The organism is Synechococcus sp. UW140 (assembly GCF_900474295.1).
Lineage (GTDB): Bacteria > Cyanobacteriota > Cyanobacteriia > PCC-6307 > Cyanobiaceae > Synechococcus_C.
Window position 1 is genome coordinate 15161 of the sequence record NZ_UCOB01000007.1, and the last position, 23947, is coordinate 39107.

At 60.7% G+C, this 23947-nt stretch carries 25 protein-coding genes; 16 read left to right on the top strand and 9 right to left on the bottom strand.

Going from position 1 to position 23947, the window contains the following annotated elements; all coding sequences use genetic code 11:
• Window positions 1-47 precede the first annotated feature (47 nt).
• Entirely contained in the window at window positions 48-1481 is a 1434-nt protein-coding gene (locus tag DXY10_RS02880; RefSeq protein WP_115016046.1) for a cyclic nucleotide-binding domain-containing protein, read from the top strand.
• Between the two features lie 95 nt (window positions 1482-1576).
• On the opposite strand, the gene DXY10_RS02885 is transcribed toward DXY10_RS02880, so the two are convergent.
• Window positions 1577-1831 carry a cyclic nucleotide-binding domain-containing protein gene (locus tag DXY10_RS02885; RefSeq protein WP_206749688.1) on the bottom strand — a complete coding sequence of 85 codons (255 nt, stop codon included), beginning with the start codon at window positions 1829-1831 and terminating at the stop codon, window positions 1577-1579.
• A 112-nt stretch (window positions 1832-1943) separates the two neighbouring features.
• Window positions 1944-3068 (bottom strand): glycine oxidase ThiO, encoded by a 1125-nt coding sequence (gene thiO, locus DXY10_RS02890; RefSeq protein ID WP_115016050.1) that lies wholly within the window; start codon window positions 3066-3068, stop codon window positions 1944-1946.
• 99 nt (window positions 3069-3167) lie between these two features.
• Between thiO and gatB the strand changes: the two genes are divergently transcribed.
• Window positions 3168-4652 (top strand): Asp-tRNA(Asn)/Glu-tRNA(Gln) amidotransferase subunit GatB, encoded by a 1485-nt coding sequence (gene gatB / locus DXY10_RS02895; protein WP_115016051.1) that lies wholly within the window; start codon window positions 3168-3170, stop codon window positions 4650-4652.
• A gap of 27 nt (window positions 4653-4679) precedes the next feature.
• Here the strand turns inward: gatB and DXY10_RS02900 are convergent, their stop codons facing one another.
• The 3 genes from DXY10_RS02900 to coaE all read right to left on the bottom strand — a co-directional run bounded on the left by DXY10_RS02900 (window position 4680) and on the right by coaE (window position 7024).
• The gene (locus DXY10_RS02900) at window positions 4680-5354 is read right to left on the bottom strand and encodes a hypothetical protein (RefSeq protein WP_136989027.1); all 675 of its coding nucleotides are present in this window, start codon (window positions 5352-5354) and stop codon (window positions 4680-4682) included.
• Between the two features lie 181 nt (window positions 5355-5535).
• The gene (locus DXY10_RS02905) at window positions 5536-6084 is read right to left on the bottom strand and encodes a hypothetical protein (protein WP_115016055.1); all 549 of its coding nucleotides are present in this window, start codon (window positions 6082-6084) and stop codon (window positions 5536-5538) included.
• A 160-nt stretch (window positions 6085-6244) separates the two neighbouring features.
• Entirely contained in the window at window positions 6245-7024 is a 780-nt protein-coding gene (gene coaE / locus DXY10_RS02910) for a dephospho-CoA kinase (RefSeq protein ID WP_115016141.1), read from the bottom strand.
• Between coaE and argJ the strand changes: the two genes are divergently transcribed.
• From argJ to DXY10_RS02930, 4 genes are all read left to right on the top strand, one after another.
• Window positions 6996-8231 (top strand): bifunctional glutamate N-acetyltransferase/amino-acid acetyltransferase ArgJ, encoded by a 1236-nt coding sequence (gene argJ, locus DXY10_RS02915; RefSeq protein ID WP_115016056.1) that lies wholly within the window; start codon window positions 6996-6998, stop codon window positions 8229-8231. The genes coaE and argJ overlap by 29 nt on opposite strands.
• 38 nt (window positions 8232-8269) lie before the next feature.
• Window positions 8270-8995, top strand: a complete 726-nt coding sequence (locus DXY10_RS02920) for a hypothetical protein (protein ID WP_179949419.1) — start codon at window positions 8270-8272, stop codon at window positions 8993-8995.
• A gap of 71 nt (window positions 8996-9066) precedes the next feature.
• Complete coding sequence (locus DXY10_RS02925) at window positions 9067-9375, top strand: hypothetical protein (protein ID WP_115016058.1); 309 nt, start codon at window positions 9067-9069, stop codon at window positions 9373-9375.
• Complete coding sequence (locus DXY10_RS02930; RefSeq protein ID WP_115016059.1) at window positions 9375-11054, top strand: AarF/ABC1/UbiB kinase family protein; 1680 nt, start codon at window positions 9375-9377, stop codon at window positions 11052-11054. Before DXY10_RS02925 ends, DXY10_RS02930 begins: the two co-directional genes overlap by 1 nt.
• On the opposite strand, the gene DXY10_RS02935 is transcribed toward DXY10_RS02930, so the two are convergent.
• Genes DXY10_RS02935 through eno form a run of 3 tightly spaced genes read right to left on the bottom strand, consistent with a single transcriptional unit; the run spans window position 11043 to window position 13883 of the window.
• Window positions 11043-11813: a hypothetical protein gene (locus DXY10_RS02935; protein WP_115016061.1), complete on the bottom strand. Its 771-nt coding sequence runs from the start codon at window positions 11811-11813 to the stop codon at window positions 11043-11045. The genes DXY10_RS02930 and DXY10_RS02935 overlap by 12 nt on opposite strands.
• Before the next feature lies 1 nt (window position 11814).
• Window positions 11815-12540, bottom strand: a complete 726-nt coding sequence (locus DXY10_RS02940; RefSeq protein WP_115016062.1) for a phytanoyl-CoA dioxygenase family protein — start codon at window positions 12538-12540, stop codon at window positions 11815-11817.
• Between the two features lie 50 nt (window positions 12541-12590).
• On the bottom strand, window positions 12591-13883 hold the full coding sequence (gene eno / locus DXY10_RS02945) for a phosphopyruvate hydratase (RefSeq protein ID WP_115016064.1): 1293 nt from the start codon (window positions 13881-13883) through the stop codon (window positions 12591-12593).
• A gap of 99 nt (window positions 13884-13982) precedes the next feature.
• On the opposite strand from eno, the gene gloA reads away from it, so the two are divergent.
• From gloA to rplL, 8 genes are all read left to right on the top strand, one after another.
• Entirely contained in the window at window positions 13983-14384 is a 402-nt protein-coding gene (gene gloA / locus DXY10_RS02950) for a lactoylglutathione lyase (RefSeq protein WP_115016066.1), read from the top strand.
• 17 nt (window positions 14385-14401) lie between these two features.
• Window positions 14402-17275 (top strand): ATP-dependent Clp protease ATP-binding subunit, encoded by a 2874-nt coding sequence (locus tag DXY10_RS02955; RefSeq protein ID WP_115016067.1) that lies wholly within the window; start codon window positions 14402-14404, stop codon window positions 17273-17275.
• A 76-nt stretch (window positions 17276-17351) separates the two neighbouring features.
• Window positions 17352-17591, top strand: a complete 240-nt coding sequence (gene secE, locus DXY10_RS02960; RefSeq protein ID WP_115016143.1) for a preprotein translocase subunit SecE — start codon at window positions 17352-17354, stop codon at window positions 17589-17591.
• A 63-nt stretch (window positions 17592-17654) separates the two neighbouring features.
• Complete coding sequence (gene nusG, locus DXY10_RS02965; RefSeq protein ID WP_115016069.1) at window positions 17655-18314, top strand: transcription termination/antitermination protein NusG; 660 nt, start codon at window positions 17655-17657, stop codon at window positions 18312-18314.
• 109 nt (window positions 18315-18423) lie between these two features.
• Window positions 18424-18849: a 50S ribosomal protein L11 gene (rplK, locus tag DXY10_RS02970; RefSeq protein ID WP_115016070.1), complete on the top strand. Its 426-nt coding sequence runs from the start codon at window positions 18424-18426 to the stop codon at window positions 18847-18849.
• Window positions 18850-18940: 91 nt separating this feature from the next.
• Window positions 18941-19648: a 50S ribosomal protein L1 gene (gene rplA, locus DXY10_RS02975; RefSeq protein ID WP_115016072.1), complete on the top strand. Its 708-nt coding sequence runs from the start codon at window positions 18941-18943 to the stop codon at window positions 19646-19648.
• A gap of 279 nt (window positions 19649-19927) precedes the next feature.
• The gene (gene rplJ / locus DXY10_RS02980; RefSeq protein WP_115016074.1) at window positions 19928-20455 is read left to right on the top strand and encodes a 50S ribosomal protein L10; all 528 of its coding nucleotides are present in this window, start codon (window positions 19928-19930) and stop codon (window positions 20453-20455) included.
• A gap of 47 nt (window positions 20456-20502) precedes the next feature.
• The gene (gene rplL / locus DXY10_RS02985) at window positions 20503-20895 is read left to right on the top strand and encodes a 50S ribosomal protein L7/L12 (RefSeq protein WP_115016076.1); all 393 of its coding nucleotides are present in this window, start codon (window positions 20503-20505) and stop codon (window positions 20893-20895) included.
• A gap of 278 nt (window positions 20896-21173) precedes the next feature.
• On the opposite strand, the gene DXY10_RS02990 is transcribed toward rplL, so the two are convergent.
• Window positions 21174-21905 carry a DUF3747 domain-containing protein gene (locus DXY10_RS02990; protein WP_115016078.1) on the bottom strand — a complete coding sequence of 244 codons (732 nt, stop codon included), beginning with the start codon at window positions 21903-21905 and terminating at the stop codon, window positions 21174-21176.
• 59 nt (window positions 21906-21964) lie between these two features.
• Between DXY10_RS02990 and rnhA the strand changes: the two genes are divergently transcribed.
• Window positions 21965-22735, top strand: a complete 771-nt coding sequence (rnhA, locus tag DXY10_RS02995; RefSeq protein ID WP_115016080.1) for a ribonuclease HI — start codon at window positions 21965-21967, stop codon at window positions 22733-22735.
• A 7-nt stretch (window positions 22736-22742) separates the two neighbouring features.
• On the top strand, window positions 22743-23936 hold the full coding sequence (locus tag DXY10_RS03000) for a quinone-dependent dihydroorotate dehydrogenase (RefSeq protein ID WP_115016081.1): 1194 nt from the start codon (window positions 22743-22745) through the stop codon (window positions 23934-23936).
• The last annotated feature ends 11 nt before the right edge of the window (window positions 23937-23947 follow it).

The window sequence follows — 23947 nt, forward strand, 5'->3', positions numbered from 1 at the left end:
TCGTTCTGCCCTGCATACCCTCGGGACGCAGTCCCGGGGGTTTTGTTTTGAATGCTGAATCGCTGCTGTTGTTGCAGGCCCTCGACGGAGCGGTAGATCAGGCATTTGTGGATGTCCAGCCCTGTACCTTTGCTCCCGGAGAATGCCTGGTACAGGAAGGCGAGGCAGTTGATGGCTTGCTGCTGATTTCGTCCGGTGTGGTGCAGGCCCAATGGGCCGATCTGGTGGATTTCCAGGGGCCGCTATTGGGCCCAGGCAGCGTGCTCGGTGACATCTCCTATCTGCTCGGCGGTGTGGCGCGGGCCAGTGTGATTGCCCTGGAGCCTGTCGATGCTCTGCGCTTGTCCTGCCAGGGTCTCGACACCTTGATGGAGAAAGATTCTGCCCAGGGGCAGAGGCTCTTTCGAGCTCTGGCGGCCATCAATGCCCAGCGTTTGTTGCTTCAGACCCACTCTCAAATGCGCGATGGGGTGGCGGGCCACGGGGCTGCCTCGTTGATGTCTGAACCTTTGGTGGCGGCCGTGCAGCGCTTCAAGCAAAGTGCAGCCGCGGTGGAGGTGGATCTACGCCGCAGTAGTCCCGATCCATTGATGAGAAGGGATTTGATGACGGCCTTCGACACCTTGGTGCGCCTGACCGGCAGCCTGTTCCCGCCAGTCTCGGGAGAGTCTCCGGCTCCTGATAGTCCTGCTCTTCAGGCGTTGCGCCTTGAACTGCTGCCCTATCTGCTGCTGACTCGCTCTGCAGAACGGATGTACCGCAAGCCGAGGGGGTATGCGGGGGATTTCCTCACGATTGCCTGGATGTATGCCGATGAGCCGGGTGGAGCAGGGGAACTGGGCACCCTGCTGGACCGATGCTTTCTCAATCAGCCTGCAGCGCGGGCTGTGCGCAACCGGCGCGGGTTGTTGCGTGAGGAGTTGCAGCGCGCTCTGACTCTCACCGATCAGAGGCCCCTACGGGTGACAAGCCTGGCCTGTGGACCGGCAGCTGAGGTGTTCGACATCCTCTTGCAAGATCCTGATTTGGCTGCCCAAGTGCGTTTCACCCTGGTGGATGTGGATCAGCAGGCCCTGGAGTACGTCCATGAGCGGCTGAGGCGTGAGGGGCTGGAGTCGGTGGTGCGCTTGGAACGCCGCAACCTGCTGTATCTCTGTATTGGCCGTCAGCAGCTGGAGCTGGAACCCCAGCACCTGATCTATTCCATCGGCTTGATTGATTACTTCGATGATCGAATTGTCACGCGTTTGCAGACCTGGATGCGTGGCTGCCTGGCCCCAGGAGGGCGCTCGATCCTGGGCAATTTCCACACCAGCAATCCCACGCGCGGATTAATGGATCATCTGCTCGATTGGCGACTCATCCATCGGGATGAAGGCGACATGGTGCGGCTGGCGGAGGCGGCTGGTTTCGCACCTGGGTCCACACGGTGTCGGTTTGAAGCGGCGGGAGTGAATTTGTTTTCGATTTCGACCCGGTAAACCATGGCAAGGATGTGAGGCGATCGATCTCGATCAGCTCCGACGCCAAGCGCAGGTCGTGCCTTTGCAGTGTCTCTAGGTCTGTGACGGACATTTCAAGAGCGCTGCTCTAGCCAGCGCATCTCGCCGACCAAGCTTCCAGGGGGCAGAGTTGCCAGTTGCTCCTGCCTCTGTTGGGGACCCGTGATGGTCGCTCTGAGGCTTCCCTCCAGGAGCAATAAGAGCCTTTGCGGCTGCTCTCCTTCCTGAATCAGTTGCGTGGAAGCTGTGATTGTGCGCGTCACTCCTGTGGACTTCAGCCAGTTCAGAAGTTCCGGACTGCTGCGTTCTAAGACGCTGAAGGGCGACATGGCTTGGAGTGATGGCTGCCTTGGACGGTTCAGTGCCAGGTTCTTTTCAGGATGGCTTTGGGCTGGCATTGATGCAGCCCTAGCGGTGGAAAGAAAACTCCAGCAATGCTTCTTAGGGGTCAGAGAGCCAGCGATCCCAGCGGAAACTGGGCAACAGAGCCGCGAGATCCTTGCGGGGTGCACTACCACTGGCCAGATCAGCGATCAGCTCCGCGGTTGCTCCTGCCATCAGCACACCATTGCGGTGGTGGCCGCAGGCCAGCCACAGTCCAGCGATCGGACTCTGACCCAGTAAGGGGCCTTCGTCGGGTGTGCAGGGACGAAAGCCCCACCAGCGTTCCATCGGCGGCCAGTTGATGGCCTCTGGCAGCAACGCGGCAATGCCCTGTTGGAGGGTGGTTTGGCCCTGGGGTGTGAGTCCTTCGTTGAAGCCTGCATTCCGTTCCGATGTGGCTCCCACCACCACCAGGCCATCTTCTCGCGGCACGAAATAGGTCCCCGGACCGAAGATCACGCGCCGCAGAGCACCGCGAGGAGTCTGCAACGACAACATCTGCCCCTTCACCGGAAACACCTGAAGTTCCGGTAGCAGTTGGGCACTCCAGGCGCCGCTACAAAGCATGGCTTGGCTGCAAGAGAGGGTGGACAAGGTTCCTTCCGAGTCCCTCGTGCGGACACCTTTCAGTTGGCCGTGCTCTTGCAGTAGCTCCTGCACCTCCACTCCTTCTTGGAACTGCACACCTCGGTCGACACAGGCGCTCTCCAGAGCTCGCATCAGCTGGCGTCGGTTGTCGATTTGTCCGTCTTGGGAGAAGAGAAGCCCAGCGGACCACTCAGGGGCCAGCCCAGGCAGTTCCTGTTCCAGCTGTTTGCGATCCAGTGGTTCGCCAAAAGCGGCTGTGGGGTAAAGGTCTCGTTCCTTGTCGCTGCGGAACGGCACGACGATGCCCGTCGAGCGCAGACCGCAAGGCAGGCCACTGTCAGCCTCGATCTGGGCCACCCAGCTGGGCACCCGTCCCAGGCTGACTTGCCCCAGTTGCAGCAGAGGGCCGCTGAGACCTTCGGCATGGGGGGCGAGCATGCCTGCAGCAACAAACCCTGCGGCTTCACTGCGTCGTCGGCTGAGCACGGTGACCGCAATCCCTTTGCGCGCTAGCTGATGGGCGATCGCCAGGCCCATGAGGCCACCGCCGAGCACCAGCACCGGTTCAGAAGAAGAGCTGCAAGCGGCGGTCATGGCGGGATCAAGGCCGGTGGATGCGTCTTGGCAGCCTCTCAGCTTGCCGTTTAGTCCTCTTCCATAAGATTGCGGTGCTCTGACAGACCCTCACAGCGGATGCCGGCACCTGCAGCAAAAGACCAAGCCTGGGAAGCCGTGATCGGTCTGGAGACCCACGTGCAGCTGGGAACCGACAGCAAGATCTTCACGGCTGCCTCCACCACCTTTGGTGATGAACCCAACACCCATATCGATCCAGTGGTATGCGGTTTGCCTGGCACCCTGCCGGTACTGAATCAGAAGGTGCTCGAGTACGCCGTGAAGGCAGCGATGGCGCTGAATCTGAACATCGCCGAACACAGCAAATTTGACCGTAAGCAGTACTTCTATCCGGATCTGCCCAAGAACTACCAGATCTCTCAGTACGACGAGCCGATCGCTGAAGAGGGATGGATCGAAGTGGAAGTGGCCGAAAAGGGCAAGGACAGCTATTTGAAAACGATCGGCATCGAGCGTCTGCATATGGAGGAGGACGCCGGCAAACTTGTGCATGCCGGCAGTGACCGTTTGGCTGGATCCACCCACTCCCTGGTGGACTACAACCGCGCCGGTGTGGCTCTGGCAGAGATTGTGAGCAAACCGGACCTGCGTACCGGTCGTGAAGCGGCGGAATATGCCTCAGAGATCCGCAGGATTATGCGTTATCTCGGCGTTAGCGACGGAAATATGCAAGAGGGTTCTCTTCGTTGCGATGTGAATATCTCCGTTCGACGGGGCCCTGATGCTCCCTTTGGCACGAAGGTTGAGATCAAGAACATGAACTCCTTCTCGGCCATTCAGAAGGCGTGCGACTACGAGATTCAGCGCCAGATCAAGGCGTATGAGAGCGGTGAAGCCATCATTCAGGAGACCCGTCTTTGGGATGAAGGCAAGCAGCTCACCAAGAGCATGCGGAGCAAGGAAGGAGCGAGTGATTACCGCTATTTCCCTGATCCGGATTTGGGGCCCATTGAGGTGAGCGTTGATCAGCGGGAAGCATGGCGCGCTGAATTGCCAGAACTGCCTGCTGCCAAGAGACATCGCTACTCCGACGATCTGGGCTTGTCCCAGTACGACGCTCGCGTGCTCACCGATGAGCGGCCGATGGCGGACTACTACGAGGCGGTCGTGGGTGCCGGTGCTGACGCCAAACTTGCTGCCAACTGGATCTCCGGTGACATCGCTGCTCATGTGAACAGCAATCGGCTGAATTATTCGGAATTGCCGTTCCGTCCTGAGCAGTTGGCGGAGATGGTGCAGCTGATCGATGGCGGCAAGATCAGCGGCAAGATCGCGAAAGAGATCCTGCCGGAACTGCTCGAGAAGGGCGGATCCCCTCAGGCGATCGTGGATGAGCGTGGTCTTGGGATGATTAGCGATCCCGCGGCGATCACAGCAATCGTTGATGAGCTGCTGGAAGCCCATCCCGCCGAGGTGGAAGCCTTCCGCGGCGGGAAGAAGAAGCTCCAGGGGTTCTTTGTCGGTCAGCTGATGAAGAAGACCGGTGGAAAGGCTGATCCCAAGCTTGCTAACCAGATCCTCAGCCAGAAACTCAAGGGCTGAGGATCGGGGGCTTTTGCTTCAAGGGGCTCAGATCGCTGGCTGCTGCTGGGGTGGGTACATGCCTGGCTGCTGCTGGGGTGGGTACATGCCTGGCTGCTGCTGAGGTGGGTACATGCCGGGCTGCTGCTGGGGTGGGTACATGCCTGGCTGCTGCTGAGGTGGGTACATGCCGGGCTGCTGCTGCGGTTGTGTCTGCAGCGGACCATTGGAGATTGTCTGCAGCAAAGAGCGTCCATCGGCTGAGACCAGCAGCACGGTCATCAGGCTGGGGGCCTGGCCGGCTTCCTCCCAGCCTGGAGGGCCACCGGGGATCTGGAAAACGATCCCTTGTGCGTTCAGCTGCACGATGCATGGGTTGCGTTCGCTGCCTTTGAACATGCAGCGGGCTGGACGGTATTTGCTAAGACCTCCGTTCATCTTCACTGCCGCATTGCGTGCCAAGTTGACGCTGCGTTGGATCGAACGGGCATCGATCATTGCCGCACCAGGCTGAGGTCGTCCTGGTTGAATTCCCTGCGGTCCAGGACCTCCGCCCTGCTGCATTTGCATCTGCTGCTTGAGGCGGTTGATCTCCTGCTGGTTTTGTTGCATCTGAAGTTCCGCAGCGCTCTGCGCCTGCGCTGCAGGTCCGCCAGCGCTGATCAGGGTGATGCCAAGGGCAAGTGTGGTGGTGGTGCCGGTTAGGCCTTTGAGTGAGGTCATGGGAGCAGAGGGATCCCTGTCGGGTTTGATCACAAGATCGCGTGAATCGGCAGGCCACCTCATGATGCTGATAACTGCCAATGGTGAGCTTGATCACCGGGCGCAGAAGCCAAGACAAAACCCTGCCAATGGCAGGGTTAGCCGTTTGTTGCGTTGGAGTCGTGGTTCAGAGCCTCGGTGATCAATAGACGTAACGGGGCTGCTGCACGTAACCGGAGTGCTGCTGGTAGCTGCTCTGCTGCTGATAGCCATAAGCAGGCTGGTGATACACCGGAGCCTGAGGCGCAGGGGCGTAGTTCACCGTCTGATAGCCGTAGCCAGGCTGCTGCTGCATTTGCAGCTGCATCTTGAGCAGCTCGATCTCTTGCTGCTGCCTGAGCAGAGCTAGTTCAGAGGACGAGACAGACGCAGCTTGCTGACGCTGCTGGCTGCCGTTGATGATTTGGCCCAGCAGTCCACCACCAAGACCAATCAGTTGGCTTTGGGTGTCGTGCTGGCGATTGCGGCGTGCTTCCCGTGAGGCCCAGTTGCGGTGGTCCTCGCAATCACGGCTGGCGAGGAAGCCACCTCCGTTCGGGCCGCGACCACCAATGGCGACTGAATCACAGCCGCCGGCATCGCCAAAGCTGTTGTAAGGATTGGCTTGTGCAGCAGGGCCGGCAACAGACATCAAGGTGGCACCAGCGGCGAGGGAGGCAGCGGCGGCGGTGATGGTTTTGATCGTGGTCATCGTTGGAAGGGAGGCGTGCTCCCGGTTGTGGATGAACTCAAGATCGCCGCAATCACTGCCGCAGCTGATGACCTGTGTTGGCGTGCGTTGTGAGCTTGATCACCGCTGATGTCGAGCGGCTTGACATCGAAGTGATCGCAATCGTCTGAGTGCTGAGGGCTCAGTTGTTCCGGTGTAGTTGCTCGGCGATCTGTGCTTTCCAGTGCTCTGGCGCTCCGCTGTTGTCGAGCACCAGGTCAGCGTGCTGGCACTTCTCGCTGATTGGCCATTGCGCCCTGACCCTGGCCAGGGCAGCCTCGTGATCCAATCCATCTCTCTGCCGCAGACGCGTCAGTTGTTGTGTAGGCGTGCACCGCACCACCCAGATTTCCGAACACAGCGCTTCGAGCCCCGCCTCGAACAGCAAAGGAATCATCAGCACAATGGCTGATGCCTGAGACTCTCGGGCGATCTCTTGGCTGAAGCGAGCCCGCACCACGGGGTGAATCAGTTGCTCCAGCCACTGACGTTCGGCGGGGTTGCTGAACACGAGCTGGCCGAGTGCTCGTCGGTCAATCCGATGCATCTGGCTGGTGGCCCCATCACTGGTATGCAGAGCTGCTTCGACTTGGGGGCCATAGCGCTGGATCACGGCTGCAGCTCCTGGGCTGCCTGGGGCCAGAGCCTCGTGGGCGTAGGCGTCGGCATCCAGTACAGGCAGACCCTGCTGCTCTAGGTAATGGCCCACGCTGCTTTTGCCGCTGGCGATTCCTCCCGTCAGGCCGATACGACGTTGCAGACCTTGCCAGCGGTGAGCTGAGCTCAAGAGTTGGGGAGAAGCCTTCGACACCAGTTTGTCGTTCTGGGTTCCTCTGGGCTGGGCGTCTGGCCGCTTAGAAAGACCAACGTGGTTCGCCTTGCCGTTGGTTTCGATGGCGCAATCTGTCCGCTGGTCTCCCATCCCAGGAGGGATCACAGCACCCGATGGGTTTCAGGCTGCAGGGATCCGGGCGGGGTTGAAAGCCTCCGGCAAACGCGACCTTTCGCTTTTACTGGCGCCCGAGGATGCAGTCTGTGCCGGTACTTTCACGACTTCCGTTGTCAGGGCTGCCTGCGTCGATCTCTGTTCTGCACGCCTCCAGGACGGCGCTTCCAGGGCTCGTGCAGTGGTCACGAATTCGGGCCAGGCCAATGCCTGTACGGGTGATCGTGGGCTGATCGACAGCTTGCGAGTCACCCAGGCCGTGGCTGATCGTCTGGGTCTAACGGCTGATCAGGTGCTGATCTGCTCAACCGGTGTGATCGGTGTGCCGATCGCGATGGACTCTTTGCTGACGGCCTTGGATCCCTTGGTCGCCGCTCTTACCGATGATGGTGGAGCCGCCGCCGCGGAAGCCATCCTCACCACGGATTTGGTGGACAAGCAGATCGCCCTTGAGGCGGAGTTGGGTGGGCGCAGGGTCCGTATCGGCGGGATGGCCAAAGGCTCGGGAATGATTCATCCCGATATGGCCACGATGCTTGGCTATCTCAGCTGTGATGCCGGTGTTCCGGCGGATCTGTGGCAGGCGATGGTGCGTCGTGCCGTGGAGCGCTCCTTCAATGCGATCACCGTGGATGGTGACACCAGCACCAATGACACCTTGCTCGCCTTTGCGGCTGGTCAACCGCTTGGAGTGGACCAGTTCGAGGCCTTGGAGGAAGGAGTGACGTTGGTGGCTCAGCATCTGGCTAAGGCCATCGCTCGGGATGGGGAGGGTGCCACCTGCCTCATCGAGGTTCACGTCGAAGGTGCCACCAGCGAGGCAGATGCACTACGGATGGCACGCACGGTGTGCTCGTCTTCCCTCGTGAAAACAGCGGTGCATGGTCGTGATCCGAACTGGGGTCGGATTATTGCGGCCGCTGGCCGTTCCGGGGTGTCCTTCGATCCAGGGGCTGTCGCCCTATGGCTGGGGCCACATCAATTGATGCGGGATGGGGCTCCGATTGGCTTTGATCGACGGGCAGCGTCTGATTACCTTCAGGCGCGTGTGCAGGGTGCTTATCTCCAGGATGACTGTGTGCAGATTCGGCTTGGTCTTGGAGATGGTGTGAGTGAGGCAAGGTCCTGGGGTTGCGACCTGTCTGATCAGTACGTGCGCATCAACGCCGATTACACCACCTAGGCATTCCTCCGCAGACAGGAGCAAAAAGGGCTGGCAGGATGGCAGCGCTGTTCGATGCCCAAATTGTGTCTGCGGAGAATCAGCCAAAGCAGGAGAAGAAGCCACGGCGTCGCCCACGTTTCTGGGTTGGACCACTGGTGGCAGGTGCCTGTTTTGCCTTGGGTTATGGCATCACCCAGCGTGTTGGGCTCCTGCAGGCAGGCAACTCCAACGTCAAGCATCAGACCTTTACAGCGCAACGTTTTCCTGGCGAAAGCCTCGCGTCACTACGGGGCCGTAATGAGGGAGATTCCAGGCCCCTCAGTGCCGATGTAGCGGCTCGCGAGGCTGAGCTCGCGAAAACGCGACCGCCAAAACCGAAAAAGGACGACAAAGCCTTATTGGTTGCTGAGCGCATCGCAGCTGAAGCCCGTCTGCGTCAGCAGCAGGCTGCGGCCACACCAGCTCCTGTTCTGCCTGCAGCCCTGGTGACGGTCGAGGATGGAATGGAGCTGATCCCTGCGCCGGAGCTCCCGGCTGAACCTGATGCTCAGCCCGAGTCTGAGTTGAAGGCCGTTGATGGATTGAGACCGGAGCCTGTCGGAGTTGATGTGCTCGAGTTGCCGAATCCGGAGCCCTCGGCTCCTTTGGCCGTGGAGCCCGCTGTGATCCCTGTGGGAGCACCTGCAGCCCCGACCGCGGCGCCCGTCGTTCCCTCCTTATCGACCCCACTGCTGCAGCCAGTTCTGGAGATGCCCGTACCTGTGTCTCCCCCAGATCCCTAAGCGGAGCTTGGGAGATTGCGGCAATCATCTCTATAAATTTGCCACAGTCTGCTCATAGTGGTGATTAGCCCATGCCTTCTCCCGATGCCCTCATGAAGGCCACTGTGAGTCGTCTGGCGGCGCGGTTGGGGCATGGTCTGGCTGAAGCTGCTGCTGAAGTGGCTGTTTTGGCGCAGGATGCTCCAGAGCGGATTCGACGCGAGTGGGATCTTTTTCAGGAGGAGGTTCAGGCTGAGGCTGAGCGGTTGGAGCGTGATGGCCAAGGCCCTCAGGAGTCTGTAACGCCACCCCCGGCCGAGCCTGGCAATCCGCAGGATCAGATCGACCGTTTGCGCGCCAAAGTGGCCGACCTCAACACCCGCATGGAAGGCAGCCTCTGATGGGTTGGAAACGGTTGCGATCGCCTCTGCGTGGTGCTTTCCGGGCCCTGCGCATCTGGCGCTCCGTTCTCACCCTGATCGCCTACCTCTGGTGGGATGCTCGTGAGTGGACCTATTCGGGCGGTTGCACTCCCGAGCGTCGAGCCAGACGTCAGCAGACCCGCGCCCGCTGGTTAACGGCTGAACTGCTGGCTTTGGGTTCTGCGTTTATCAAGCTTGGACAGTTGTTGTCGGCTAGGCCCGATGTGTTGCCAGCCGGTTGGGTTGCCGAACTCGCCGACCTGCAGGACAAGGTGCCTCCCTTCTCTTTTGATCGGGCTCAGTCGGTGTTGGAGGCAGAGCTTGGCCAGCGCTGCGCCGAGATCATTGACCTGGATCAAATGCCCCTAGGGGCGGCCTCGCTCGCCCAGGTGCATCGTGCCAGCCTGCGCAGTGGTCGGCAGGTGGTGCTCAAGATTCAGCGCCCTGGCCTCGAGACTCTGTTCCGCCTCGATCTGGAGGTGATGCAGCAGGTGGCTGCCGTTATGCAGCGCCATCCGAGCTGGGGGCGAGGGCGTGACTGGGTGGCGATCGCCCAAGAATGTCGCCGGGTGCTCCTGCGCGAACTGGATTTCCGCATGGAAGCCCAATACGCCGCCCGCTTCCGTCAGCAGTTTTTGGATGAACCTCGGATTCGCGTTCCGGGTGTGATCTGGGAACTCAGTACTCGCAGGGTGCTTTGTCTCGACTATCTACCTGGCATCAAGGTGAATGACCGTCCGGCCTTGCTCGCGGCAGGGATTGATCCGTCTGCCGTGGCGGAGATCGGCGCCGCAAGCTATTTGCAACAGCTGGTGCGCTTCGGTTTTTTCCACGCCGATCCCCATCCCGGCAATCTTGCTGTCGCCAGTGATGGCGCCTTGATCTACTACGACTTCGGGATGATGGGGCTGCTCTCTGAAGCATTACGCCGTCGTTTGGGGTCGATGGTGCGGGCAGCGGCCTCCAGGGATGCTTCTGCGCTCGTCGAGGAGATGCAGGCTGCTGGAGTGATCGCTGCTGACATTGACGTCGGTCCAGTGCGCCGCCTGGTGCGAGTGATGCTCAAGGAGGCCTTAACTCCCCCCTTCAGTGCCAACGTGATCGACCAGTTGTCTGGAGATCTCTACGAGTTGGTGTATGGCCAGCCGTTCCGTCTGCCGGTTGAGCTGATTTTTGTGATGCGTGCGCTGTCAACGTTTGAGGGAGTGGGGCGCAGCCTCGATCCCAGCTTTAGCCTTGTGGCGATCGCCAAGCCCTACCTGCTGCCCCTCATGACTGCCAGTGGATCCGGCTCCAATGACCTGTTCAATGAGTTAGGCCGCCAGGTGGGCGCCATCAGTAGCAAGGCTGTTGCCTTCCCCAGGCGGCTCGATGAAAGTCTTGAGCGGCTTGAACAAGGGGATCTGCAGTTGCAGATTCGTATGGGCGAATCCGATCGTCAGTTCCGCCGGATGGTGACGGCGCAGCATGCGATTGGCCAGTCCCTGCTGCTCGGCGCCCTGGCGCTCTCGGCGGCTTTATTAGGAGCGAGCCCGCGCCCTCTGTGGGCCCTACTGCCGCTCGCGGCTGGGGTGCCTGTGGCGATGGGATGGTTGAAGTTGCAGCTCAAATTGCGCCGTGACGCCCGCGTCGAGGGGCTCTCAGGCTCAGGGCGCTGACGCAGGCATGGCTAATAGTTTGCTGCGCAGATCCTGCTGAAAAGCACGATTCCGTTCTGGTGAGATCCCAAGACTGGGCATGGCAGGAATCAGCCTGTTAAAGCTGTGCTCGAATCCTTTTGAAAAGTGGCTGCGGTTGGCTTTGGTGGGGATCACTCCGTTGTCGTCAGTCATCAGGATTGATGGGCTGTGGGCCATGGCAAGGTTCAGGTGGATCTCAATCCAGCGCTGATACACCAGCCAAACCGGCATCCAGAACCTCACCATGCTCCTGAGAGTGTTGAGTGACTCGGGCATCACCGCGTGCAGTTCCGGGTCGCTTTGATTGACAAACAGGCGATAGCTGTTTTCCCAGGCATGACGCAGTGGGTTGCTGGCGTTCTGATAGCTCCAATTGCTGATGCTGCGTAACCAGGGCCGCAGCGAGCGATTGAGCAGGAATCGTTGATGCCCGTGGCGATCCAGTGCCTGATCGCTGAGCTCAGCCGTTAAGAGAAAGAGGCTGGTGCAGATGTCCACAGTGGGTGCCAGTTGCTGGCGACGTTGCTGGAGCCATTGCCAGCGCAGGTCATCAAAGCCTGGATGCCTGTGCTGCTGGATCAGTCGTGGTGCTGTATCCATGCCGAATTCGTGTACGGCATCGGGGAGGCTGCAACTCAGCGCTGTCGAGCCCATCTTGGGCAGGCACTGAACGAACACATGGCGGCCTTGGTGGCGGCCGGTTGCAATGGCAGCAGAGAAGTCGCTGAATCGGATCATTTCAGAGCACTGGATGTCGGCTCCCTCGCACCAGTGCACCCTCAGCCTCCGCGCCGAACAAGGTGCACAGAGTGGTGCTGCGCATACGAGCGCCAGCCGGCCCAGCAAACCCTGGCGGATTGGCACAGAGACGGGTCCCTTCCGCCACGAAGGCCACCCCTAGGGCGCGGCGCCAGTGGGGAGTGTTGTTGGCCGGCCCGTAATGCCAGACCTGCCCTTCATGGATGTCCACATCCCCAGGTTGCATCGCCGGCAGTTGGCGCATCGGTGCTCCATGCCGCACCAACAGCCGGCGCAGGCTGGCTTGGTCCGGCACATCGCTCTGCTCTGGCGGCAGCTTGGCTGTTCCCTCTGCATAGACCAAGGTGCAGTGCTCAGGGATTGGATCGAGGGGGATCCAGCAGGTGTAGGACTGACGATCGATGGGGAGGAAGTCGCGATCTCGGTGCCATGGGGTCCCTGGCCCCCCTGGGGCCTTGGTCAGCAGATCAAACTGCAGCGGCCGAATGGCGGCTAGCCCACTCACCTGTTTCACCGCGGCCACGAGGTCTGGCGTGGTTAGGAGGGCGAAAAGCTCCTGGTGGAAGCGGTCTGCTGTGATGTGGCTGCCGTCGGCCTGAATGCCCAGTAATGCTTCCCGGCCAGCTTGTTGGCCCTGGTCGACGGCGCGGGTTTTGAGGGTCTGGTTGATCGTCGCCAGCCATTGACAATCCAGCAGCTGGGGCACCAGCCAGTGCCCTGCTGCTTTGTGGTCTGTGCCAGGACTAGGGGCCGTGATCAGCCGTTGCCACGGGGGCCCTGGCCGGCGGCGCCGGCGTAGACGGCCTGACTGCCCAGTTCGTCTTCGATGCGCAGCAGCTGGTTGTATTTGGCGACGCGCTCACTGCGGCTGAGGGAGCCGGTCTTGATCTGGCCGGCGCGGGTGGCGACGGACAGATCGGCAATGGTGGTGTCTTCGGTTTCGCCGCTGCGGTGGCTAATCACGCTGGTGTAGCCGGAGCGGCCAGCTAAGTCGATGGCCTGCAAGGTTTCGGTGAGGGAACCAATCTGATTCACCTTGATCAGGATCGAGTTGGCAATGCCTTGATCAATGCCCCGCTGCAGGCGCTTGCTGTTGGTGACGAACAGGTCGTCGCCCACCAGCTGCACCTTGCCGCCAAGCCGCTCTGTGAGCAGCTTCCAGCCATCCCAGTCGTCTTCGGCCAGCCCGTCCTCGATCGACACGATGGGGAAGCGGTTGACCAGTTGCTCCAGTTGGCCGACCATCTCGGCGCTGTCATAGCTGCCACCATCAAAGGCGTAACGGCCGTTGTTGAAGAATTCGGTACTGGCCACGTCCAAGGCCAGGGCGATCTCATCACCTGGTTTGTAGCCGGCTTGTTCGATCGCTTGAACGAGGATGTCACCAGCTTCGATGTTGCCCAGATTGGGAGCGAAGCCACCTTCGTCACCCACGGAGGTGCTCAGGCCGCGGTCGTGGAGCAGACCCTTGAGGGTGTGGAACACCTCGGTGCCCATGCGCAGAGCTTCCCGGAATGTGGGAGCGCCGTGAGGGACAAGCATGAACTCTTGAAAGTCCAGGCTGTTGGCGGCGTGGGCCCCGCCATTGATCACATTCATCAGGGGGACCGGTAGCAGAGAAGCCATGGGGCCGCCCAGGTAGCGATAGAGCGGAAGCCCGACACCGTTCGCGGCAGCACGCGCTGACGCCATGCTCACGGCCAGGATGGCGTTGGCGCCGAGATTGGATTTGTTCTCGCTGCCGTCGAGCTCTTGCATGGTGGTGTCGACGGCCGCTTGATCCAAGGCCGACAGTCCACACAGAGCCGGGGCAATCCGGTCTTCGATGTGGTCGACGGCTTTGGTGACACCCTTACCCATGTAGCGGTTGCCGCCGTCCCGCAGTTCATGGGCTTCATGGGCGCCGGTGCTGGCACCGCTAGGCACAATCGCCCGGCCGCTGGCTCCGCCTTCAAGTAGCACCTCGGCCTCCACCGTGGGGTTGCCGCGGGAATCCAGCACCTCCCTGGCCACGATGGTGTCGATGACGAGATCGAGGGAATCGAGCACGTGCAGCCGGTCAAAGATGAAGAGATCCTATGGAATGCCCCCTGCCGCATCCCTGTGCGCTTTGGCACCATGCGGTGAGAACGGGCGGAACCACAGCGCATGCGCATGCTTCACACCATGCTCCGAGTGGGAGATCTGGAGCGATCCCTGAGCTTCTACACCGATGTTTTGGGGATGCAGTTGCTGCGCCGTAAGGACTACCCATCTGGCCGTTTCACCCTGGCTTTTGTGGGCTATGGGCCAGAAAGCGACAACACGGTGCTGGAGCTGACCCACAACTGGGACACCGATCAGTACGCCCTTGGCGAGGGCTACGGCCATATCGCTCTCGGTGTGGAGGACATTTATGGAACGTGCCGGATGATTGCTGATCGAGGCGGCCGTGTGGTGCGGGAACCAGGCCCGATGAAGCATGGCAGCACTGTGATCGCCTTTGTGGAAGACCCCGATGGCTACAAAGTGGAATTGATTCAGCTTTCGTCCCGTTCGGACGCTGCATAAACCAGGTTCAGCCCGCCATGACCTCTTCGGCCCGCTCCAGCGTTGAACCTCCCGCCAGTCTCACGGCTGAGCCTGATCGCTTCAGTGATGACGCCTGGGAGCTTCTTCTGGCCGGGCAGGATCTCGCCCGCCGTTGGCGTCACGGTGAGCTTGATGTGGAGCATTTGCTCCAGGTGTTGTTCAGCGATCGCCAGTACAGCGAGCTGGTGGATGGCCTCAGCCTCGATTGCGAAGAACTGCTTGATCGGTTGGAGGGCTTTCTGGCTGAGCAGCCGATGGCCCGCGGCGATGAATTGTTCATCGGTGAGGATCTCGAGGAGTTGTTGGAAGAGGCCGATCGCTGTCGTGGTCTCTGGGGCTCCCGCCTGATTGAGGTGTCCCATCTGTTGATCGCGATGGGGCGTGATCCTCGTGTTGGTGCTGATCTGCTCGAACGACAGGGTCTGCCGGCAGACCGTCTTGAGGCCGAGGTGCGTCAATGGCGTCCGGCACAGCGCACCGCTGTTGCAGCGAAAGACGAGGCACTGACACCTTTCCCGTCACCTCCTCCCATGCAGTCCACTGCTGCAGAGAGCTCTGTGCGCCGTTCTCCTGCCCCCTCCTCAGGGTCCCAGTCCACTAGCCCGTCAGCAGCCGCCCCTGCCATGCCCCGTCGGCGCAGCAGTCGCAGCGCCCCTGTGAGCTCTGTGGCGCCGCTGGACTCAACACCGCCCGCCGATCCACTTTTGGCCGATCAGACGTCTGAGGCAGACGCCACGGCGCTTGCCCTTTACGGCCGAGATCTCACCGCTGCCGCGTCTGAAGGCAAGCTCGATCCGGTGATCGGTCGTGACACCGAGATCCGTCGCCTGATCAAGGTCCTCTCCCGTCGCGGCAAGAACAATCCGGTGCTGATCGGTGCCCCTGGTGTCGGCAAAACAGCCATCGCTGAGTTGCTGGCCCAGCGGATGATTGCCGGCGAGGTGCCGGAGTCTTTACAGGGTCTTCGGCTGGTTGCTCTTGATGTGGGCGCTTTGATCGCCGGAGCCAAGTTTCGCGGTCAGTTCGAGGAACGCCTCCGCGCTGTGCTGGCCGAGGTGAGTGATCCCGATGCTGGGGTGGTGCTCTTCATCGATGAGCTGCACACAGTGGTGAGTAGCGACCGAACCAGTGCTGATGCCGGCAGCTTGCTCAAGCCGGCTCTGGCGCGGGGGGATTTGCGTTGCATCGCCGCCACAACACCAGAGGACTACCGCCGCACGGTTGAGAAGGATCCCGCTCTGCATCGTCGCTTTCAGCAGGTTCCAATCCTGGAACCCTCCCTCGAGCTGAGCGTGGAGATCCTCCGCGGTCTTAAGGAACGCTATGAGCTGCACCACGGGGTCACCATTACCGACGAGGCGGTGGTGGCATCCATCCGCTTGGCTGATCGCTACATCAGCGACCGTTGCCTTCCTGATAAAGCCATCGACCTCATTGATGAAGCGGCTGCTCAGTTGAAAATGGATGTGACCTCCAAGCCCCAGGTTGTGGAGGATGCGGAAGCGGAGTTGCGACGCGTGGAGTTGTCGTTACTTGCCGCGGAGCAGGCGCCGGAATCGGAAAGGGTGCAGCTGCAGCGGTCCAGGCTTGAAGCATCCAGCCACTTGGAGAACCTGCGGGATCGTTGGCAGGCTGAACGGGACCAGCTTGCGGAACTGCGGCAGTTGTTGCAGGACGATGAAGACTTGCGGCATGCGATGGCGGAAGCCGAACGCATCAGTGACTTCGAGGAGGCTGCTCGACTGGAATATGACCAGTTGCATCGCGTGCAGCAGCGGCGCCACGATCTCGAGCAGGCTCTGGCCGAGGCCCAGGCGGCCGGTACGGCTCTGCTGCGTGAGCAGGTTGAGGCTGGCGATATCGCCGACGTGGTTGCCCGCTGGACCGGCATCCCGGTGCAAAGGTTGATGGCGGGTGAGCGCCAGAAGCTGCTCGATCTTGATGTTCACCTCGGAGAACGGGTGATTGGTCAGCCAGAAGCTGTGCAGGCGGTCGCCGCTGCCATCCGCCGTGCCCGGGCTGGGATGAAGGATCCGCGTCGACCCGTGGGTTCTTTTCTGTTCCTGGGCCCCACAGGTGTGGGCAAGACGGAGTTGGCCAAGGCGTTGGGTGCTCTCTTGTTTGACGAGGACGAGGCTCTGGTTCGTTTGGACATGAGCGAATTCATGGAGCGCAATGCTGTGGCGCGCCTGCTAGGTGCTCCCCCTGGCTATGTGGGCTACGAGGAGGGTGGGCAGCTCACGGAGGCGGTGCGTCGCCGGCCCTATGCCCTTTTATTGCTGGATGAGGTGGAGAAGGCCCATCCGGATGTGTTCAATGTGTTGCTGCAGGTGCTGGATGATGGTCGCCTCACCGATTCCCAGGGCCGAACGGTTGATTTCCGCCACACCGTTGTGGTGATGACCAGCAACCTGGCCAGCCGCGCCATTCTCGATACGGCCCGCCAGGTGCAGCAGGAGGGCTCGGATGTGGAAGCCCTGGAGCGGGCCCTTGCTGGGCAGGTGGATGACGCTATCGGCCGTCAGTTCCGGCCGGAGTTTCTCAACCGTATTGATGAAGTGATCCGCTTCCGACCTTTGGGGGTCGATGATCTGGAGCGGATCGTGCGCCTCCAGTTGGAAGACCTCTCGCTGCTGATGGCGGAGCAGGGGCTGGCCCTGCAGGTTGATCCTCCGGTGGTGAGGGCTCTGGCGGAACTTGGACATGAGCCCGAATACGGAGCGCGTCCCCTGCGTCGCGTGCTGAGGCGCCATCTGGAGAACCCTCTGGCCACTGAACTGCTGGAGGAGCGTTTCACTGGAGCCAAGACGGTGCGTGTCAGTGCAGGGGAGACGTCGGCAGATCCCTTCCGATTCGCTGCGGACTCTTGACGAGAAAGGCATCCGGTATGGTGTCTGTTTGCCGGCAGGTGCCTTTGGTACCGGCGTCAGCACCGGCCGAGGATCCGTGACCACCCCCACCTCCGAGGACACAGCAGCGACCAAGCCTCAGGCTCCCTCTGGCGATAGCCGGAAGGGAGGGTTTGTTGCCGCCACTTTGGAAGAGCTCAAACTCGTGGTCTGGCCCACCCGTCAGCAGCTGTTCAGCGAATCGGTCGCTGTGATCTTGATGGTGAGTCTGTCGGCTGCTGCGATTGCATCAGTGAGTCGTTTCTTCGATTGGTCGGCCTCTCAGGTCTTTCGTTGATCAGCGGCAATTCCGGTCGTGATCTGTTGTTCTCGTCTTTCAGTTTTTACTTCTCCTTCGCCCGTGTCTGACGTCGACCTCACTGATCAGAGCGCTGATGTGCTCGAACTACCAGCCCCCAACGAGGGTGAAGTCGGTACGGCTTCGGTTGCTCGCACAGCGATTGCCCGCTGGTATGCGGTGCAAGTGGCGTCCAGTTGTGAGAAGAAGGTGAAGGCCACCCTGGAGCAGCGGGCTGTCACTCTCGGCGTCAGCAACCGCATCCTTGAGATCGAGATTCCCGAAACGCCCGCGGTCAAGATCAAGAAAGACGGCAGCCGTCAGTCCACCGAGGAGAAGGTGTTCCCCGGTTACGTGCTGGTCCGCATGGTTCTGGATGAGGACACGATGATGGCGGTACGAAGCACCCCCAACGTGATCAATTTCGTCGGGGCGGAGGATCGTCGTGCCACCGGTAAGGCCCGTGGCCATATCAAGCCCAGACCTCTCAGTCGTTCGGAGGTGGATCGCATCTTCAAGCGGGCGGCTGAGAAGAAGACTGTGGTCAAGGTTGATCTCACCGAAGGTGACCAAATCCTCGTGACAGCCGGGCCCTTTAAGGATTTCCAAGGCGAAGTGATCGAGGTCTCTGGCGAGCGCAGCAAGCTCAAGGCCTTGCTTTCAATTTTTGGCCGGGAAACCCCGGTCGAACTCGAGTTTTCCCAGGTCAGCAAACAAGGCTGATCCAGCGGCGGCCGTCTCCCTGCGGAGGGCGGCCTCTGAGGTGGTTCACCACCTCGCCGCACCTGCCCCGAGGGTCAGGTGATCCGCAGATGTCCAACCCCGCTAGCCGATGGCCAAGAAAGTCGTAGCTGTGATCAAGCTGGCCCTTCAGGCCGGCAAAGCCAACCCTGCACCACCCGTGGGCCCTGCCCTCGGTCAGCACGGGGTCAACATCATGGCGTTCTGCAAGGAATACAACGCCCGCACGCAGGACAAGGCCGGGTTCGTGATTCCGGTGGAGATCTCGGTCTTTGAAGACCGCAGCTTCACCTTCATCACCAAGACGCCTCCGGCGTCGGTGCTGATCACCAAAGCCGCTGGAATCCCCAAAGGTTCCGGTGAGTCCGCCAAGGGAAGTGTTGGTTCCATCAACCGCGCCCAGCTCGAGGAAATCGCCAAGACCAAGCTGCCCGATCTCAACTGCACCAGCGTTGAGTCGGCCATGCGCATCATTGAAGGCACCGCCCGCAACATGGGCGTCGCCATCAGTGACTAACGCGTTCAGCGTTTCAGCGTTTCAGCGTTTTCCGCATTCCGTTCACCTCATTGGGGGAGACCTTTCCGGTCGCCTGCACCCCGTACCTGTCATGCCCAAACTCTCTAAGCGTCTGGCCAGCCTCGTCGGCAAGATCGAGGACCGTGCCTATGAACCTCTTGACGCGATCAAGATCGTCAAGGACAACGCCAACGCCAAATTCGACGAAACGATCGAAGCGCATGCGCGCCTTGGCATTGATCCCAAGTACACCGATCAGCAGCTCCGCACCACCGTTGCTTTGCCTGAAGGCACGGGTCAGACCGTGCGCATTGCGGTGATTTCTCGTGGTGAGAAGGTGGCCGAGGCCAAGGCCGCTGGTGCCGAGCTCGCCGGCGATGATGATCTGGTGGAGACCATCGCCAAGGGCGAGATGGATTTCGACCTGCTGATTGCCACCCCCGACATGATGCCCAAGGTGGCCAAGTTGGGTCGTGTGCTTGGTCCCCGTGGCCTGATGCCGAACCCCAAGGCTGGCACCGTCACGACTGATCTGGCTTCGGCGATCAAGGAATTCAAGGCCGGCAAACTTGAATTCCGTGCCGATCGCACTGGCATTGTTCACGTGCGTTTCGGCAAGGCAAGCTTCTCTGCCGAAGCCCTGCTGAATAATCTCAAGACCCTGCAGGAAACGATCGACCGCAACAAGCCCTCGGGCGCCAAAGGTCGTTACTGGAAGAGCCTTTACGTGACCTCGACCATGGGTCCCTCTGTGGAAGTGGATGTCACGGCCTTGCAGGACATCGCTCAGGACGAGTGATCCCTGCGTCGCGTCGTTCAGAAGGCAAAGCCTCCACCTTGGTGGGGGCTTTGTTGTAGGTTAGGGAACTGGCGAAAGCCAGACGGGCACGCGCCCGGCCAAAGACAGCAGGTAATTGTTTTGATTGAAGACCTGTCTTCAATCGATTGATATAAGCCCTGCCGAGGACAACGCAACGATTTTTCTCCCTCTGGGATTGGATCGGCACGCGGCCTCGATTCCTTCGTGAATTGCATCGGCTGCGTGCCCAGCTTGTTCCCCCGATCCGATCCAATTCCTATGGGCCGCACGCTGGAGAGCAAGCAACAGATCGTCGAAGAGCTCAAGCAGCTCCTTGGCGAGGCCGAAATGGCACTGGTCCTGGATTACCAGGGTCTTTCCATCAAAGAGATGTCTGATCTGCGGACCCGTCTGCAGGCCAGCAATGGTGTTTGCAAGGTGACCAAAAACACCTTGATGCGCCGGGCTATTGATGGTGACAGTGCTTGGTCGGATCTCACGTCCCTGCTGTCGGGCACCAACGCCTTCATTCTCGTTAAGGGCGATGTTGGTGGTGCCGTGAAGGCTGTTCAGTCCTTCCAGAAAGACACCAAGAAATCCGAGACGAAAGGCGGCCTTTTCGAAGGCAAACTCCTTTCTCAGGACGAGATCAAAGCCATTGGCGATCTTCCTTCCAAGGAAGTGCTTATGGCCCAGATTGCCGGTGCCGTCAACGCAGTGGCCACCAAGGTGGCTGTTGGTATCAACGAGGTTCCCTCCGGTCTCGCTCGGGCGCTCAAGCAGCACGCCGAATCCGGCGACAGCTGATCGTCTTCGACCCGACTGTTTTTTTGATCTGTTGCTGATTCCCAACCATGTCTGCAAAAACCGACGAAATCCTCGAATCACTGAAGTCTCTTTCTCTGCTTGAAGCTTCCGAGCTGGTCAAGCAGATTGAAGAGGCCTTTGGTGTTTCCGCTGCCGCATCTGCCGGTGTGGTGATGGCAGCCCCTGGCGCCGCTGGTGGTGCTGGTGGCGAAGCCGCCGAAGAGAAGACCGAATTTGATGTTGTGCTGGAAAGCTTTGATGCTTCGGCCAAGATCAAGGTCCTCAAGGCTGTGCGCGAAGCCACCGGACTGGGCCTGGGCGATGCCAAGGCCATGGTCGAGGCTGCTCCAAAGGCCATCAAGGAAGGCGTGTCCAAGGACGACGCCGAAGCCGTCAAGAAGGCCATCGAAGAAGCAGGTGGCAAGGTCACCCTCAAGTGATCATTCGGTCGGAGTTCGCTCCGGCTGCACCATTTGCTGTCTGAACCGGTTCTCCCTCAGGGGGGAGCCGGTTTTTTGATGTTTGCTCCGCGACGGCGCATAAAAAACTCCGCCGAAGGCGGAGTCCATCAGGGAGGCGCATGGCAGGCGTCTGGCCTTGTTTCGACCCTGCAGAGGCGCTCAACACTCCTCACACATCTGTTTTGTAGATGCTGGGCCCTGATCTGCGTCGCCTGGGGTGGCGCTCTTGCAACTGTCCAGTTGGTCCTGTTCTGGACTCAGGGGCTGAAGGGAATCACCTGTAATCGGATCGGCCCCTTCCCGAGCCGGTTGGTGTTGTGAGAGGCCAGCTGTGGCGGGAGTGGTGCCCTAATCCCCATGGTGTTGGCTCGGCTGCTGGATGGCCGTTGTCCAGCCTTGGCCAGCAGCGTGGCAGTCGGTTCGGCGTGGGCGAAATACACATGGCTGAGGGTGCGCCCTTTGTAGGCCCGGCGTTCCAGGCTCCAGCCCGGTTCGAGCTTCAGCTCGACGAAGGCATCCCGCTTCCGTTGCCCTTGTTCGGAGCGGGCCACCACGATCGGCACCGCGCGATTGGGATCGAAGGCGGTGAGCACAAGCCCCCGCCGGTTAGTTTCGACCCGTAGGCGGAAGCCTGAATCCATGTCGCTGCCGCCCGTGCGCAGCGAATAGCCGTTGCTATCGAGGTATCGGCTGCAGATGCCGGTGAAATCAAATCCGTTGAGCGCAGGGTTCACCAGTCCATCGCTGCGTTTTTCCCAACACAGCGGCCGGGTTTTAATTTGCTCCAGAACCAGCAGTTTCCAGCGGTCCTGACCCACAGCCCTGGCCAAGACCGCGAACCGTTGTTCATCGAGCGGTTGGCTGTCAAACAAGCTGGCGGCTGCAAGCGGGATGCCAGCCGACGTCAGGCCGACGGCGGCCACAACAGCTGCAGCTCTCCCTGCTCCAAGGGGCTGCCGGCTCCGCTTGTCGGGGTAGGTTCGCGGCATTGCGTTGGGCCCGCGGGGGAAGGAATCTGTGTTCTACCGAATTTGGCGCGGAGAAACCAATGGTTGAGGGCCGCGGACGGGTGATTGCGGCAGCCACCGATGGGGCTTGCAGTGGCAACCCTGGGCCTGGAGGCTGGGGCGCACTGCTGCGCTTTGAAGACGGCAGCGTTGAAGAGTTTGGTGGCTTTGCTCCGGCGACCACCAACAACAGGATGGAGCTACAGGCGGCGTTAGCTGTGCTGGAGCGTCTGCAGGAGCTGCCCCGCCATCCCGACCTCAGACTGCGCACGGACAGTAAGTATTTGATTGATGGACTGAGCTCCTGGATGAAGGGCTGGAAACGGAAGGGATGGAAAACTGCAGCGGGTAAGCCCGTGCTCAATCAGGACCTCTGGAAGGCTCTCGATGCAGCCCGCCTGGATGATGTGCCTCTGGCTTATGTGAAGGGGCATAGCGGTGATCCCGACAATGAGAGGGTTGACCAGATTGCGGTTGCTTTTTCGCGCGGTCAGTCGCCGGTGTCCACGAAGGCTGGAGTGGTGAAGCCAGCGGCTGAGACCGCTGTGTCTCCAGCCGATGTCAATGAGCAGGACCCTGCCCCCCCAGCCCTTGTCAGGCTTCTGAGCCGGATGGAACTGGCCGACCGTTTAGCGGCCGGTGGCTATTCGCTCACGCCGATTGAACTGGCCCAGCTTGTGGAACAGCCGCTGGCCAGGCTCGAACAGAAGAAGGAGGCTTGGCGTTGGCGTGATTGGGAGCTGCAGCCAGTCGAGGAGGGAATGCGATGGCGGCTGCACCGTGGCGCGGCAGGATCAAAGCAGTCGGGATGAGGACGGGATGGTTCAACCGTCGCCAATGGCCAGCGGAGTAGCAGCCCCGATGTCGGCCGGAGGCTTTTATCAACGTTGGTTGGGCCCAGTGTTGGCCAACGATGAGGGCTTGGATGCTGAGCAGCTCAGCCGAACGGCGCTGACCGCTTTGGGTCAGGCCAGCCTGCGCCGGAACTGGCCCGGCATCTCCACGCTGCTTGATGGCGTCTCCTCCGAGCTGCAACGTCGGGATCTACGCCTGGAGCAGGTGTTGTTTGGCTGTCGTTTCTGCAATCCAGTCGGTCTGGCAGCTGGATTCGATAAGAACGGAGTCGCAGCAGGAATCTGGGATCGTTTTGGCTTCGGTTTTGCCGAGGTGGGCACCGTGACCTGGCATGCCCAGCCTGGAAATCCCCGCCCTCGCTTGTTCCGGTTGGCGCAGGAACAGGCAGCCCTGAATCGCATGGGCTTCAACAACGATGGTGCTGCAGCGATGCTGCGGACCCTGGAACGCCAAGCTCTGCCGCCTCCGGGGCAGCGTCCCGCAGTGTTGGGAATCAATCTGGGCAAGTCGAAGATCACCAGCCTTGAGCTCGCTCCCGACGACTACGCCTCCTCTCTCGAGTTGCTGGCGCCGATGGCTGATTACGCCGTAATCAACGTCAGCTCCCCGAATACTCCCGGGCTCCGAGACCTGCAGGACTCTGCTCAGTTGCGACGGCTGGTGGAGCGGTTACGGCGTCTTCAGGCTTGCCCGCCCCTGTTGGTGAAGATTGCGCCAGACCTGGAGGATGACGCCATCGATGCCATTGCGCGACTGGCCTATGAGGAAGGGCTGGCGGGGATCATTGCCGTGAATACCAGCCTTGACCGCCTTGGCCTGGAGGATCGGATCATGCCCCAGACCGGACAAACTTTGGCCGCAGAGGCCGGTGGTTTGAGTGGGGCGCCTCTGCGCTATCGCGCTCTGGAGGTGATGCGTCGCCTCAGGGCCAGTGCCGGTCCTTCGCTGCCGTTGATCGGAGTGGGTGGCATTGATTCGCCCGAGGTGGCCTGGGAACGAATCACAGCTGGCGCCTCTCTGATTCAGCTTTATACAGGCTGGATTTTTCAGGGGCCTGATCTGGTCTCGCGGATTTTGGAGGGCTTGAGCCTTCAGTTGGATCGCCATGGCTTCCGCAATCTCAGTGATGCGGTGGGCAGCGGCGTGCCCTGGCAATGATCGATACCCTT